The sequence below is a fragment of the Caulobacter sp. UC70_42 genome (assembly GCF_044056025.1).
In the GTDB taxonomy this organism is placed as follows: domain Bacteria; phylum Pseudomonadota; class Alphaproteobacteria; order Caulobacterales; family Caulobacteraceae; genus Caulobacter.
In genome coordinates, this window is sequence record NZ_CP171994.1 from 2,043,741 (window position 1) to 2,057,010 (window position 13,270).

Sequence of the window (13,270 nt, forward strand, 5' to 3'; positions counted from 1 at the left end):
CGATGACGCACCAGATCAAGCTGACGAACGTCGACCTCGACTATTTCGTCTACAGCCTGCGCTCGCAGTCGCTGCGCAGCGCCGTGTTCAACCTCGCGGTCGGCGGCAAGATGTACAAGGCCGCCGGCGACGTCGCCGCGGTCAAGGCGCTGCACGACATCAATCTCGAGATCAACGAGGGCGACCGCATCGCCCTGGTGGGCCATAACGGCTCGGGCAAGACCACCCTGCTGAAGGTCATCGCCGGCATCTATCATCCGACGCGCGGCGAGCTGTCGATCGATGGCGACATCACCTCGATGATCGCCATCAACGCCGGCATAGACATGGAGGCCACCGGCCTTCGCAACATTCACAAGCTTGGCCTCATGCGCCGGCTGCCGCGCAAGGTGATCGACAGCCGCGTCGACGCCATCGCCGAGTTCTCGGGGCTGGGCGATTTTCTCCATCTGCCGGTCCGGACCTATTCGGCCGGCATGCTGGCGCGTCTGATGTTCACGGTGGCGACCGAGTTCGAGGCCGACATCCTGGTGCTGGACGAGTGGCTCAGCGCGGGCGACGCCGCCTTCGTGCAGAAGGCCGCCGACCGCATGCAGCGCATGGTCGAGGACGCCAAGATCGTGGTGCTGGCCACGCACGACGACGACCTGGTTCGTCGGGTCTGCAACCGCGTGTGCGAGCTGCAGGCCGGCAAGATCGTCTTCCTCGGCTCGACCGAGGACTGGCTTGTCCACCGCGAGGCCAACGCCGCATGACCGCTCGTCTCCTCGCCCCCCGTCTTTTGGCCCACGAGGATCTCAGCGGCCTCGCCCCCGAAGTCTGGCTGGCGCGCCTGAAGCGCTCGGTCGTCGAGCGGGTCCAAGGCGGGCTGACCTATCCCGACTTTCCGTCGGCGGAGATTCAGCGTCAGTTCGTCGGTTCGGCCTATGAGGACGCCCTCGACGAGGCCGGCAAGTTCTACGCCTTCGCCCAGGAGGCCATGGCCGACCGCGCTTACAAGACCTCGGCCGGACAGGGCTATCTGGACTTCGGCTGCGGCTGGGGCCGGATCGGCCGGTTCTTCCTGCGCGACTTCGACGCCAAGGACATGGTCGGGGTCGATATTGATCCGGACATGGTGGCCTTCTGCGCCGGGGCCGACCTGCCGGGCCGCTTCGAGACCATCGCCAACGGCGAGCCGCTGCCGTTCGCCGACGGCCAGTTCCGGCTGGTCACGGCCTATTCGGTGTTCACCCACCTGCCGCCGCACCTGTTCCGCGCCTGGCTGGGCGAGTTGCTGCGCGTGCTGGCTCCCGGGGGGCAGCTGGTGTTCACGGTCGAGCCGCCGCGTTTCCTGGACATGGTCGAGGCGATCGAACCCGACGCCGAAAACGCCTGGATGGCGGCTCTGTCCGTCTACAAGGACCAACTGCCCAAGCTGCGCGCCGATCTGGCCAACGAGGGCATCGCCTATCTGGCGTCGGGCGGCGGCGACTACCGCGGGCCGGACGTCTATGGCGAAGCGGTGGTGACGACCAAGTTCGTGGCCAAGGAAGCCGCCCCGCACGGCGGCGAGGTGGTGCGCTACATCGACGACCCGGCCCAGTTCTGGCAGGCCGCGGTTGTGATCCGCAAGCGTAACCCGAACGCGCGGCGGGGCTTCTTCGCGCGACTCATGGGCAAGGCATGAGCGCCCTGCCGGCAGGTCTCAAGCCCGGCCGCGACGTCACGGTCCAGGGTCTGGACGCCCAGGGGCGTACGATCCTGGCGGCGGCCGGCGGCGATCCGCAGATGGTCTGAACTCCGACTCGAGAACAGCGCGCGGGCCTGCGCGCCGCCAAGGCCGTCCGGATCGACCTGAAGCTGGAGGCCACCGAAGGCCAGTTGGTGGGTCCGGCTCTCTATGCCGACTGGGGCGACGGCTTTTCCGAGGACTCCTACACGCGGCTGAAGGCGGGTCCGGACGGCTGGTTCGCCTCGCTGCCGGCGCGCAGCTTCCAACTGATCGGCGTGCGCCTCGACCCGTCCGAGGGCGAATGCCGGTTCACCGTGTCCGACTTCAAGGTCACGCGCATCGGCGACCTGGGCCAGGATCCGCGCGGCCTGCGCGGGGCGGCGATCCAGGCGGTTAAGCCGCTGCTGGGTCCCTTGCGCGGCCCGGCGGGCGCGCTCTGGCGGCGCGGCTGGGCGCTGTTGCAAGGTTCCGCGCGCGCCGCGTGGCGGCGGCGACGCCGGACCGGCGCAGGCGACCTACCTCCATGCGATCGCGGTCGCCAGGAACCTGCGCAGCCCGCACTTCGCCGCGCCGATCGCCGCGCCGATCACCCTGCCGGCCGACGCGCCGAAGGTCATCGCCTTCTACTTGCCGCAGTTTCATCCGTTCCCGGAGAATGACCTCTGGTGGGGCAAGGGCTTCACCGAGTGGACCAACGTCTCCAAGGCCCAGCCGCAGTTCCTGGGCCACTACCAGCCGCGCCTGCCGGCCGATCTCGGCTTCTACGACCTGCGCCAGCGCGAGGTGTTAGCCCAGCAGATCGAGCTCGCCAAGGGCGCGGGCGTCTCGGCCTTCTGCTTCCACTACTACTGGTTCGCCGGCAAACGCCTGCTGGAGCGGCCGATCGAGCTCTATCTGGCCGATCCGACCCTGGACCTGCCGTTCGCCCTCTGCTGGGCCAACGAGAACTGGACGCGGCGCTGGGACGGCGACGAGAGCGACGTCCTGATGGGCCAGGAGCATTCGCCCGACGACGACCGCGCCGTGTTCGAGGACATGGCCCGCTATATCCGCGACCCGCGCTACCTGAAGGTCGGCGGCAAGCCGGTGCTGGTGCTGTATCGCCCGGAAATCCTGCCCGACAGCAAGGCCACCACCGACCGCTGGCGCGACCAGGCGCGGGCCATGGGACTGGGCGAGCTGCACCTGCTTTGCACGACGGCGTTCGGCTTCCAGGACCATGCCTCGCACGGCTTCGACGGGATCATCGACTTCCCGCCGCACGCCATCGTCGAGGGCGAGATCACCCGGCAGGTGACGCCCTTGCACGCGAACTTCACCGGCAAGGTCTATGACTATCCGGTGGTGGTGCAGTCCAAGCTGGACGAACTGACCGCCGTCCCGGACGCCTTCGTGCCGGGCGTCATGCCGGGCTGGGACAACCAGGCGCGCAAGCCCTGGGCCGGCCACGCCTTCCATAACGCCGACCCGGAAAGCTACCTGACCTGGCTGTCGGGCGCGCTGAAGCACGCGGAGGCCAGGCATCCGCGTGGCCAGGCCATGGTCTTCGTCAACGCCTGGAACGAGTGGGGCGAGGGCGCCTATCTCGAGCCCGACCGCTGGTTTGGCCACGGCTATCTGCACGCCACCCGCACCGCGCTGGCCGCCTATGCGCCGCGCCTGACCGACGCCCATCCGCGGGTGGCGGAGGCGCAGGCCGGGTTCGTCAAGCGCGCCGAGGCGGTGACGCTGCTGCACCTATTCTATCCGGAACTGATCGACTGGTTCGCCGAGCGCCTGGCCGCGAGCGCCGACGTGCTGGACTTGATGATCACCGTGCCGGAGACCTGGGGCGAGGCGGATCTCGCCCGCGTCAGGGACGCCTTCCCGGCCGCGCATCTGGCCATCGCCGAGAACCGGGGGCGCGACATCCGTCCGTTCGTCGAGACCCTGCGCCGGGCGCGGGCCCTGGGCTATTCGGTGTTCTGCAAGCTGCACTCCAAGCGCTCGCCGCATCGGGCCAAGGGCGACCAGTGGCGCGCGGAACTGGTCGATGGCCTGCTGGGCGGCGAGGCGGCGACCTTGGCCCTGCGCGCCTTCGCCCAGGACCCAAAGCTGGGCCTGCTGGCCTCGTCGGAAGCGCGGATGCGGATCGGCGATCCGGACGTGATGGACAACAATCGCGCGGCGGTTGAACGCCTTGCGGCGCGCATGGACCTCAAGCCCAGACCAGAGACCCCATTCGCGGCGGGCTCGATGTTCTGGGGGCGGACAGAAGCCTTCGCGCCGCTGTCCGACCTGACCGACGCCGAGATCGGCTTCGAGCCGGAGCTGGGGCGCGTGGACGGCACCACGGCCCACGCGATCGAGCGGCTGACCGCCGCCATCGTCGCCCGCGCCGGCTATCGGGCGAGCTTCGAACTGTGAGCCCGATCAAGCGTCTGGTCCGCCGGGTCGGCCGCAAGCTGAAGGCCCTGGTTCCCGAACCGCCGCCGCCGCCAGGCCTGCTGCTGACCACGGTCGAGGAGGGCGAGGCCCTGTCGCGTGTCGCCGATCCTCTCAACGGACGACCCGGGACGATCGGTGCGGCGGGCGATGGCTTCGACCTGGCGCGGGTCGAGACCGTCTGGTGCGCGCCGGCCTTTGGCGTGGTGCTCGACGAGACCGGACGCGTTTTCGCCGGAACGGCCCGCGAGGCGCGTCGACTGACCCCGACTTTGGACCGCCTTCCAACCGCCCGGCGCGAAGAGGGCGAGACGCGGCTCGTCCCGCCGGACGACGCCCAGAGTGTGTCCGCCGCTACGGTCTTCATGGGGTGGGGCGCCGCCCACAACTACGCCCAGTTCCTGCTGAGCGCGCTGCCGACCCTGCTGGCGGCCGAGCGCGCGGGCGCCTTGGCGCGCTTCCCGGCCATCGCCCCGCCGCTATCGCCGTGGCACACCGACCTCCTGGCCCTGGCCGGCGCTCCTTCGCCGACCGAGGTCGACGCGCCACTGGTCAAGCTGAGCGAGGCCGTGTTCCTGACACCGACCGCGCAACGCCCTGGTCTGGACGCCATTCGCGCCCCGGATTCTGGCCCAGGTTGCGCCGGCCGCCGACGCGCGCCGCATCTATGTCAGCCGTCAGGGTTCCCTGAAGGCGCCGCAGGAGACCGAGGCCTGGCTGGAAGAGGGCCTGGCCGCGCGGGGCTTCACGATCGTCAGGCCCGGACGTCTTCGGTGCGGGAGCTGGTCGCCCTGTTCCGGGGCGCGGAGGTCGTTGTCGCGGCCTCGGGCACGATTCTGGCCAATGTCCTATTCTGCGCGCCCGGCGCCAAGATCATCGAGATCCAGCCCACCCCGCCGGCCGAGCCCTGGGCTCGCGACCTGGCCGTTCAGGTCGGCGCCGCGTGGCATGGGTTCGTGTCCGGGATGGGGATCATCCCGCCGGAAATCCCGCTGGAGCCACGCCTGCGCCCGGCCTCGGCCTATGGCTGGCGGCTGGACGTGACCGCCTTCCTGGCCTTCCTCGAACGGGCTGATCTAGGACTCCAGCGTGGTCTCTTCGATCGATCTTTCCGGCGGCGAGCAGGTTCCTCTGGCCCAGGCCCTGCACGGGCCCGACCGGGTGGCGCGCACGCTGCTGATGCGGGGCGGCGCGCCGATCCCGCCGCGTCCAATGCTTTGGCCCTGCGCCGGCGACATGCTGAATGGCCTGCACGCGCTGGGCGATCTCGTCTCGCCCGACGTCGACCTGCTGGTCGCCAAGCGTGTCGTGGCCGGCGGCACCGGCGCCCACCTGAAGCTGGACGGCCAGCTGATCTACGCGGAGGGCGCGTACCCCTACTACATCAAGCACTGGTACGATCACGACATCACGCGGCCGGCCTGGGATTTCGACGCGCCGGCGCGGATCAGCCTGGATCGGGCCTTCGTGATCACCCACTTCAACTTCGTCTGGGGTCACTGGCTGACCGAGATGTATCCGAAGCTGTTCGTGATCCGGGCCCTGAACGCCGCCGGGATCACCGCGCCGTTGGTGTTGCCACGCACCGCGCCGGGCTATGTCTTCAAGATCATACGGATGATGCTGCCGGCGCAGGAGATCGTCACCTACGATCACCGCGACGAGGCGGTCGAGATCGGCGCCGTCCTTCTGCCGCACATGCTGCATCACAACTACAGCTTCCACGACTTCCTGCGCTGGAGCCTGGAGCGCGAGGCGCTGGCCTGGCCGCGCGGGACCGGCGACGACATGATCTTCGTCAGCCGGGGCGGGGTACGCACCGGCGAGTTCGTTCCGCGAGTTGGCCAACGAGGACGAGATCGAGGGCATCGCCCAGGATCTCGGCCTTATCCTGCTTCGCCCCGAGACCAAGAGTTGGGCCGAGCAGGCGCGGATCTTCTCACGGGCGCGGCTGGTGGCGGGGGAGTTCGGCTCGGGCCTGCATAATGCGCTCCTGTCGCCCGAAGGCTGCCAGGTGGTGTCGATGAACTGGCTGGTCGAGGTGCAGTCGCGGATCGCCAACTTCCGCCGCCACGATGTGGGCTACATCCTGCCCGCCGATGGCGAGGCGCGCCTCTATACGATCGCGCCGCAGGAGAACCAGCCGTTCACAATCGACCCCGACGAGTTCCGCCGCAAGTTGAGCACCGCGGTCGAGCGGGCCGAGACCCGCAAGGCCATGGCTGGCTGGGACGACGGCCCGCCGCCCGGCGAGCCGGAGTTCCTGCTGTGAAGGCGCTGATCCTCGCCGCCTTGCTGGCCGCCGCGCCCGCCATGGCGGCCGAGCGCGTGTCGTTGCTCAAGGCCTGCGAGACGCCGAAGGGGATCGAATTCCAAGGCGGCGGCTACGGCGGCATCTCGGGCGTCGACTACGACCCGCGCGCCAGGCTCTGGGCCTTCATCAGCGACGACAAGTCCGAGCACGGGCCGTCGCACTTTTTCCTCGGCAAGCTGGATGTGCGGCCGGGCAAGGCCTGTGGCCCGGAGCTGACGGCGATGGTTCCGTTGCGCCGCGAGGACGGCGAGACCTTCCCCGACCGCAAGGTCGGGACGGAGACGGCGGACGGCGAGGCGATCCGCTTCGACCCGCTTAACGCGGAGCTCGTCTGGTCGACCGAAGGCGACTTCGACCACGGCTATCCGCCGGCCATCCGTCGCATGAAGGCCGATGGGACCCCGGTCGCGCGCCACGTCGTCCCCGACGCCCTGACCTTCCACGACGGCGGCGAGACCGGCGCGCGCAAGAACGCCACGACAGAGGGAATCAGCTGGTCCGTGGGCGGACGGTCGTTGTGGGTGTCGATGGAGGGGCCTCTGGTCCAGGATGGCCCGATCCCGTCTGTCGCCGAGGGAGGGCTGACGCGGCTGAGCCGTTTGGACCGGTCCGGCAGGCTCGTCGCCCAGTACGCTTATCGCATCGACCCGGTGCAGGTCGCCTCGCCGGTCGGTGTCGGCGACAACGGGGTCAGCGAAATCCTGACCCTGGACGATCATCGCCTGCTGGTGCTGGAGCGCTCGGGGATCAAGCATGCCGACGGCCGCTACAGCTACCATGTCCGCCTATACCTCGCCGATGTGAGCAAGGCGCTGGACGTTTCCAGGGTCGATAGCCTGCTGGAGACGTCGGTCCGGCCGGTGGAGAAGCGGCTGTTGCTGAACTTCGACACCCTTGGGATCCGGATCGACAATCTGGAGGCCATGGCTTGGGGGCCGCGCCAGGCGGACGGGGCTCGGACCCTCGTCCTGGCCTCGGACGACAACTACGACGCCAGGCAGATCAACCAGATCCTGGTGCTGCGGTTCACGCCGTAGGCGGGGCGGCCTGTCGACCGCCCCGATCACTTACGCCGCCGCGTCCTCCTTCGGGAAGTCGGTCGACACCGCCACCGCGCGCCAGTCCTTCAGCACGGCCAGATGCGCGGCCGCCACGGCCTCGGTCGCCGCCGCCGTGTCGCTGCCCAGCGGCAGGCGAACCGGCGGGTTCGGGACGTCGACGAAGTCGATCAGCACCTTGGCCAAGCGTTGAGGATCGCCGGGCTGATTGTGGCTGATCTGGGCCGCGTGGGTCCGCACAGCGCCGGCCGTCGCCTGATAGTCGGCGATGGCGGCCGGGCTGACGCTCAGCGAGGTCGCGTCCAGGAAATCGGTGCGGAAATAGCCCGGCTCGACGGCCGTGGCGAAGATTCCCAGCGGCGCCAGTTCGGCGGCCAGCGCCTCGGTCAGGCCCTCGACGGCGAACTTGGTCGAGCAGTAGACGCCAAAACCGGCCGCCGAGCGTAGGCCGCCCACCGACGACAGGTTCAGGATCCGACCCGAACGTTGACGGCGCATGTGCGGCAAGACGGCGCGGGTCACGGCCAGCAGGCCGAAGACGTTCGTGCGGTACAGGGCTTCGATCTGGCGCCAGTGGCCTCCTCCACCGCGCCCAGCAGGCCGTAGCCGGCGTTGTTGACCAGCACGTCGATGCGGCCGAACCGCTGGACCGCGGCCTTCGCGGCGGCGTGTCCTTGGGTCTCGTCGGTGACGTCGAGGGGGACGGCCAGCAGATTGGGGTGCTCGCCGAGGCGGTCGGTGACGGTCTTGGGGTTACGCGCGGTGGCGACGACGGCGTCGCCGGCGGCCAGGGCCTTTTCCGCGATCAGGGCGCCGAAGCCGCGCGAAGCGCCGGTGATGAACCAGGTACGCATGTTCGTTTCCTTCGTTAGGCCGGGGCGGTGGAGCCGCGGCGACGGAGGACTGTCTAGACCTCGGCCTTCGATGAGATAATCATCGCAGTTGTCGTCGACATAGTGAGTTGTAATCATCAATGCGACCCGTCGTTCCCGCCGATCTGGTCAGCTTTCTGGCCATCGCCCGCCACAAGAGTTTTCGCCGCGCGGCCGACGAGCTGGGTTGCACGCCGTCCGCCCTGAGCCACGCCTTGCGCGGCGTCGAGGAGCGACTGGACCTGCGCCTGGTCAATCGCACCACGCGCAGCGTCGCCCTGACCGAAGCCGGGGAGCGGCTGTTCGCCCGGGTGTCGCCGGCCTTCCGCGACATCGACGACGCCCTGGACGACCTCAACAACTTTCGGGGACGGCCGATGGGCGCGCTGCGCTTCAACGCCTCGCGCGGCGCGGCCCAGCTGGTGCTGTTGCCGGCCGTGGCCCGTTTCATGGCCCTGCATCCAGGGGTGAAGGTCGAGATCGTCGCCGACGGGGCGCTGGTCGACATGGTGGCGGAAGGCTGCGACGCCGGCGTGCGCTTCGGCGAGACCATAGCTCAGGACATGGTCGCCGTGCCGATCGGCGGCCGCCAGCGCACCGCCATCGTCGCCACGCCGGCCTTCTTCGAAGTTCATCCCAAGCCGACGGCGCCCGAACAGCTGAAGGCGCTGCCCTGCATCCGCTTCCGGTTCGCCAGCGGGCGACTCTACGCGTGGGAGTTCGAACGGGACGGTGTCGAGCTGAACATCGAGGTCGATGGTCCCCTGACCCTCAACGATCAGGAGCTGAGCATTCAGGCCGCCCTCGACGGACTGGGCGTGACCTTCGCCTTCGAGGACCAGGTCGCCGACCTGATCGCCCAGGGACGTCTGGTGCGCGTGCTGGAGGACTGGTGCCCCTATTACAGCGGCTTCTATCTCTACTATCCGAGCCGACGCCGGGCGCCCGCGCCGTTGCGGGCCTTCATCGACTTCCTGAAGGAGGAGGGGGCCTAGTTTTCGGAGTGGAACTTGCCGACGGCCTGGCGCAAGGCGCCGATATTGATCGGCTTGGCCAGCACCTCGACGCTCTCGAAGCCCTTGCGGGGCAGGTCGCCATAGCCGGTCGCGAACACGAAGGGCACGCCCTGCTCGCGCAGCGCCTCGGCGACGGGAAAGACCATCTCGCCGCCGATATTGACGTCCAGCACCGCGCCGTCGGGTCGCGGCTGGTCGCTGCCCAGAAAGGCCAGGGCGTCGTGCACCGCGCCGAACGAGCCGGCGATTTCGTAGCCCATGTCGCCGAGCATGTCCTCGACCATCATGGCCACCAGGGCCTCGTCCTGAACGATCATCACCCTGGAGGATTTCATGCGGCCAGGCTCAGCCGTTCCGACAACGGGGCGCGAAGCGTGTAGACGAAGCCTGACGGAGCGAAGTCCATGGTGGCCGCGCCGCCCAGATCGCGGGCCAGGCCGCGTTGGATCATCTGCGAGCCGAAGCCGCGGCGTTCGGGTAGGGCGGCTACGGGCGGACCGTCGACCTCGCGCCAGGTCAGGGTGAGCATCGGCGGCGCGGCGGCCTCGTCGACCGACCACCGGATCACCACCCGACCCGCGGACGTCGAAAGAGCGCCATACTTTGCCGCGTTCACGGCCAGCTCGTGCAGGGTCATATGGACCGAGACCGAGGTCTCGGCGCTGAACGTGATGGCCGGGCCGACGATGTCGAAGCGCTCGGCCCGGTCGACCGTGAACGGGGCCAGGGCCTTGTCCAGGATCTCATGCATTCCGGCGCGGCCCCAGGCGCGGCGGGTCAGCAGCTCGTGGGCCTGGGACAGCGCCAGGAGGCGGTCCTCGAACACCTCGGCGAAGGCTTCGGGCGAGGGGGTGGCGCGGAGGGTCTGACGGGAGATCGACTGAACGATGGCCAGGGTGTTCTTCACCCGGTGATCCAGTTCCTGCAGCAGGAACGTGCCATGGTGACGGGCGTCGACCAGGCTGTCATGCAGCCGGCCGCTTTCCAGGGCCGAGGCGGTGGCGCGGGCGATGACCTGCAGCTTCTGCACGGTCTCTGGTGAAGGCGTATGCGATTCAGCCCAGTAGGCGCCGATCGCGGCCACGGGGTCTTCCATGCGCACCGGCGTCATCACCAGGCTTTTGACGAAGGTCGGGCGGTAGGCGTCGTGGGGGATGCGATCGTCCAGATAGATGTCGGAGATCACCACCGTCTGGCGGTTCAGCATCGCCCAGCCGGAGATGCACGCGGTCAGGGGAAAGCGCTTGCCCTTCCACAGCGGGCCGATCGCGTCCTCGTCGAAATACCAGCACTGTTCGTTGTCACGCAGGACGAAGGCCACGCCGTCCGCCCCAGAGATGCGTCGGGCCGCCTTGCGAACGACGTCCGCCACCTCGGCGAGCGTGCGCGTCGCCGACAGCGCTTCGATGGTTTCGATGAGCGTCATCAGGCCCGTATCGGGCGCCGCAACCTCGTCTCGGAGCGCTAAATCCAGCATGTCTCGAGCGTTGCACGTTGATTATGGTTGAAACCCTAACACGCAGACGGCGCCGGACAAGCTGAGCCGCTAGTCCGCGATGCGCGCGATCGCACCCGTGGACGGGACGCGCTCTCATTCGACGGCCTTGGGGCCGAGGGCGAACGCAGCGAGGCCTTTGGAGAAAGGCGGTGGGGCAAGGCGTCAGCGGGGATTGGCGCTTTCTCGGCGCGGAGAAGAGGGCCCGGGGCGATCGGTTTCATTCCACGTGTCGCGCGTCAAACGGTCGCGGCGAACCGCGACCGGCCCGTGGAGGCGACGCTCAACGTCGCGCGCCCGAGACGTGTCGCCGCGACGGGCGTCGATCTCTGTCAGGATGCGGCTGTCCAGCGCATCTCGCGATAGACGCCGTCGTCCGCGATCGTCTCGAAGCCCAGGCGATCATAGAGCGCCGCGGCCCGCGCGTTGTCGCACGCCACCTGCAGCGCGAGCGCCGCTCCGGTCGCGCGCGCCTCGTCCATCAGCGCGGTGATCAAGATCGAGCCCAGGCCCTTGCTTCGCCACGCCGGCGCCAGAGCGATATCAACGAGACGCATTTCGCCATTCGTCCGATTGCTGATCATGCGCCCTATGGGCGCGCCGTCCACCTCGATGATCTCGCGGCGCGCCCCGGGATACTGGGCGGCGTAGCTGGCGCTCTGAGCCAGGAACTGCTGGCGCATCAGCATGTCCAGCACCGGAGCGGGCAGGTTGAGCGGCGCAAAGTGCTGGGCGCGGGCGGCGATGAAGAGGTTCAGCAGCAGCGCCTGATCGGACGCTGCTTCAGCGCGACGGACGGGCGGCGCCGCTTTACCTTCGAGGTTTTCAGACGTCATAGTTGAGTCTCAAAGACGTAGAACCTGTAGCGAGCGCCCATTCGATGTCAGACGCCTTCGTCGCTCTCACCGCCGACTCCTTCTCACCGCACGTCGGCGCGCTTTTCCAGTTGGGCGACACCGAGCTGTCGCTGACTCTGGTCGAGGTTGATGTCCAGGACGCGCCGGCCGGCGAGCGCGCGCCCTTCACTCTGGTCTTCCGAGGTCCCAAGTCACCCTGGGCGCCGGAAAACATGTGGATGCTGAAGGGGCCGGACGGGACGACGCACGAACTCTATATCGCGCCAATCCACACTCCGGACCCCAGCTGCCAGGACTATCAGGCCGTGTTCAACTGAGCCGTCTTCAGACCAGATCGTCCGCGCGCCGGCCTGGGAGGAGCGCGGATACCATCGCTGTCGAGATCAGTTGCGTGACGGGAAGATGCCGTTGAGCGCGATACAGACGGTCAGCGCCAGGAAGGGCTGGCGGTTCTCATGCGGTTGCGAGCCGCCTTGGGAGCCCAGCGAGCGGGGGTCCATGGGCGTCAGGCTCGCGGTGTTGGCGCTGTAGGGCAGGAAGGGCGGGGTCGAGCCGGAGCTGGCCTTGCCCGCGGCGTTGCCGAGGATCGTATTGTTCGTCGGCAGAGAGACGTTGCTCGTCCCGGCGACGCTGGTGTTGGCGTTCAGGACGTGGAAATGCTGCGGCATCTCGGTGCTGATCAGCGTGTGCGTGAACTCGCCGAGCACCGCGCCTAAAGGCAGGCTATCGCTCGTATGGAGGGGGGTGCGGGCGCGCAGGTCGGGAAGGGCGAAGTTGTTGACGCCGTTGCCCCCGTACGTCGTGCCCAGAAGCGAAAATAGCGCCTGGTTCTGCTGGATGGACAGCAGCTGACCGTTGCACAGCGCCCAGTTCTTGGGTGCGAAGTTGAAACTCATGATGCGAATTTCGCCCATGTAGTAATCGCTCATGGCGATACGCTCCGAAGTTTGAAGGCGGCTAGTTGCGCGCCGGGAAGACGCCACGCAGCGCGATGCAGTAGTTCAGCACCAGCGAAGGCATCATGTTGTTGTGGGGCTGGCTTCCGCCGGCGACGCCGATCGATTGCGGCGGCATCTGCACATTGGGCGCGCCGGTGCTGTAGATCAGGCCCTGGCTGTTAGACTGGAAGTTGCCTGAAAAGGCGCGCGCCAGCTGGTTGTTGGTCGGCGTCAGCGTCGTGCCGTTGGCGCTGGAGACCGACAGGCCGTGCGTGTGCAGTGGCATCTCACTCTGCAACAGGGTCACGCTTTCCGACCCGCCGGTCTGGCCAAGGTCATAGACGCTGAGCCCCGGGCCCGGCTGGTTGCGGCCGGTATGGAGCGCCGCCAAGCCCATCAGGTTCGGCAGCGCGAAGTTGCTGGTGCCGTTGCCGCCATAGGTCGTGCCTAGCAACGAGAAGAGCGCGGTGTTCTGCTGGATCGGCAAGAGCTGACCGTTGCAGAGCGCCCAGTTTGCCGGCGCGAAATTGAAGGCGAAGATGCGGATTTCCGCGACGAACTGATCGGACATGAAGATTTCCT

General features: G+C 68.3%; 12 protein-coding genes and 2 pseudogenes. 7 read left to right on the plus strand and 7 right to left on the minus strand.

The window, feature by feature from the left end; all coding sequences use genetic code 11:
- The first annotated feature begins 2 nt into the window (after positions 1 to 2).
- The 5 genes and pseudogenes from ACHMW8_RS10265 (at position 3) to ACHMW8_RS10285 (ending at position 7,489) form a co-directional block, all read left to right on the plus strand.
- Positions 3 to 755, plus strand: coding sequence for an ABC transporter ATP-binding protein (locus ACHMW8_RS10265; RefSeq protein WP_125156871.1), 753 nt, complete (start codon positions 3 to 5; stop codon positions 753 to 755).
- Positions 752 to 1,669: a class I SAM-dependent methyltransferase gene (locus ACHMW8_RS10270; RefSeq protein ID WP_395445482.1), complete on the plus strand. Its 918-nt coding sequence runs from the start codon at positions 752 to 754 to the stop codon at positions 1,667 to 1,669. Before ACHMW8_RS10265 ends, ACHMW8_RS10270 begins: the two co-directional genes overlap by 4 nt.
- Positions 1,666 to 4,120, plus strand: a pseudogene (locus tag ACHMW8_RS10275) (glycoside hydrolase family 99-like domain-containing protein). Before ACHMW8_RS10270 ends, ACHMW8_RS10275 begins: the two are co-directional and overlap by 4 nt.
- Positions 4,121 to 5,227: 1,107 nt before the next feature.
- Positions 5,228 to 6,410 (plus strand): annotated as a pseudogene (locus ACHMW8_RS10280) (glycosyltransferase family 61 protein).
- Positions 6,407 to 7,489, plus strand: a complete 1,083-nt coding sequence (locus ACHMW8_RS10285; protein ID WP_395445483.1) for an esterase-like activity of phytase family protein — start codon at positions 6,407 to 6,409, stop codon at positions 7,487 to 7,489. The pseudogene ACHMW8_RS10280 and the gene ACHMW8_RS10285 overlap by 4 nt, the downstream one beginning before the upstream one ends.
- 30 nt (positions 7,490 to 7,519) lie before the next feature.
- Here the strand turns inward: ACHMW8_RS10285 and ACHMW8_RS10290 are convergent, their stop codons facing one another.
- Together ACHMW8_RS10290 and ACHMW8_RS10295 are read right to left on the minus strand one after the other, a co-directional pair.
- Complete coding sequence (locus ACHMW8_RS10290) at positions 7,520 to 8,032, minus strand: SDR family NAD(P)-dependent oxidoreductase (protein WP_395445484.1); 513 nt, start codon at positions 8,030 to 8,032, stop codon at positions 7,520 to 7,522.
- Entirely contained in the window at positions 8,029 to 8,364 is a 336-nt protein-coding gene (locus ACHMW8_RS10295; protein ID WP_395445485.1) for an SDR family NAD(P)-dependent oxidoreductase, read from the minus strand. Before ACHMW8_RS10295 ends, ACHMW8_RS10290 begins: the two co-directional genes overlap by 4 nt.
- Before the next feature lie 119 nt (positions 8,365 to 8,483).
- Between ACHMW8_RS10295 and ACHMW8_RS10300 the strand changes: the two genes are divergently transcribed.
- Complete coding sequence (locus ACHMW8_RS10300; protein WP_125156865.1) at positions 8,484 to 9,377, plus strand: LysR family transcriptional regulator; 894 nt, start codon at positions 8,484 to 8,486, stop codon at positions 9,375 to 9,377.
- On the opposite strand, the gene ACHMW8_RS10305 is transcribed toward ACHMW8_RS10300, so the two are convergent.
- From ACHMW8_RS10305 to ACHMW8_RS10315, 3 genes are all read right to left on the minus strand, one after another.
- Positions 9,374 to 9,733 (minus strand): response regulator, encoded by a 360-nt coding sequence (locus ACHMW8_RS10305; protein ID WP_395445486.1) that lies wholly within the window; start codon positions 9,731 to 9,733, stop codon positions 9,374 to 9,376. The two genes, ACHMW8_RS10300 and ACHMW8_RS10305, sit on opposite strands and share 4 nt — an antisense overlap.
- Entirely contained in the window at positions 9,730 to 10,824 is a 1,095-nt protein-coding gene (locus ACHMW8_RS10310; protein ID WP_233586542.1) for a sensor histidine kinase, read from the minus strand. The genes ACHMW8_RS10305 and ACHMW8_RS10310 overlap by 4 nt, the downstream gene beginning before the upstream one ends.
- A 401-nt stretch (positions 10,825 to 11,225) precedes the next feature.
- Positions 11,226 to 11,729 (minus strand): GNAT family N-acetyltransferase, encoded by a 504-nt coding sequence (locus ACHMW8_RS10315; protein WP_395445487.1) that lies wholly within the window; start codon positions 11,727 to 11,729, stop codon positions 11,226 to 11,228.
- A gap of 44 nt (positions 11,730 to 11,773) precedes the next feature.
- On the opposite strand from ACHMW8_RS10315, the gene ACHMW8_RS10320 reads away from it, so the two are divergent.
- Positions 11,774 to 12,067 carry a DUF6916 family protein gene (locus ACHMW8_RS10320; protein ID WP_125156861.1) on the plus strand — a complete coding sequence of 98 codons (294 nt, stop codon included), beginning with the start codon at positions 11,774 to 11,776 and terminating at the stop codon, positions 12,065 to 12,067.
- A gap of 66 nt (positions 12,068 to 12,133) precedes the next feature.
- Here the strand turns inward: ACHMW8_RS10320 and ACHMW8_RS10325 are convergent, their stop codons facing one another.
- Positions 12,134 to 12,679 carry a phage tail protein gene (locus ACHMW8_RS10325; RefSeq protein WP_125156860.1) on the minus strand — a complete coding sequence of 182 codons (546 nt, stop codon included), beginning with the start codon at positions 12,677 to 12,679 and terminating at the stop codon, positions 12,134 to 12,136.
- A gap of 28 nt (positions 12,680 to 12,707) precedes the next feature.
- Positions 12,708 to 13,259 (minus strand): phage tail protein, encoded by a 552-nt coding sequence (locus tag ACHMW8_RS10330; RefSeq protein WP_395445488.1) that lies wholly within the window; start codon positions 13,257 to 13,259, stop codon positions 12,708 to 12,710.
- Between the last annotated feature and the right edge of the window lie 11 nt (positions 13,260 to 13,270).

What these genes read in the sequence shown, in the direction of transcription:
- ACHMW8_RS10265 (WP_125156871.1), top strand. Translation starts at nt 3, where the DNA reads ATGACGCACCAGATCAAGCTGACGAACGTCGACCTCGACTATTTCGTC.
- ACHMW8_RS10270 (WP_395445482.1), top strand. Translation starts at nt 752, where the DNA reads ATGACCGCTCGTCTCCTCGCCCCCCGTCTTTTGGCCCACGAGGATCTC.
- ACHMW8_RS10295 (WP_395445485.1), bottom strand. Translation starts at nt 8,364, where the DNA reads ATGCGTACCTGGTTCATCACCGGCGCTTCGCGCGGCTTCGGCGCCCTG.
- ACHMW8_RS10300 (WP_125156865.1), top strand. Translation starts at nt 8,484, where the DNA reads ATGCGACCCGTCGTTCCCGCCGATCTGGTCAGCTTTCTGGCCATCGCC.
- ACHMW8_RS10305 (WP_395445486.1), bottom strand. Translation starts at nt 9,733, where the DNA reads ATGAAATCCTCCAGGGTGATGATCGTTCAGGACGAGGCCCTGGTGGCC.
- ACHMW8_RS10310 (WP_233586542.1), bottom strand. Translation starts at nt 10,824, where the DNA reads ATGACGCTCATCGAAACCATCGAAGCGCTGTCGGCGACGCGCACGCTC.
- ACHMW8_RS10315 (WP_395445487.1), bottom strand. Translation starts at nt 11,729, where the DNA reads ATGACGTCTGAAAACCTCGAAGGTAAAGCGGCGCCGCCCGTCCGTCGC.
- ACHMW8_RS10320 (WP_125156861.1), top strand. Translation starts at nt 11,774, where the DNA reads ATGTCAGACGCCTTCGTCGCTCTCACCGCCGACTCCTTCTCACCGCAC.
- ACHMW8_RS10325 (WP_125156860.1), bottom strand. Translation starts at nt 12,679, where the DNA reads ATGAGCGATTACTACATGGGCGAAATTCGCATCATGAGTTTCAACTTC.
- ACHMW8_RS10330 (WP_395445488.1), bottom strand. Translation starts at nt 13,259, where the DNA reads ATGTCCGATCAGTTCGTCGCGGAAATCCGCATCTTCGCCTTCAATTTC.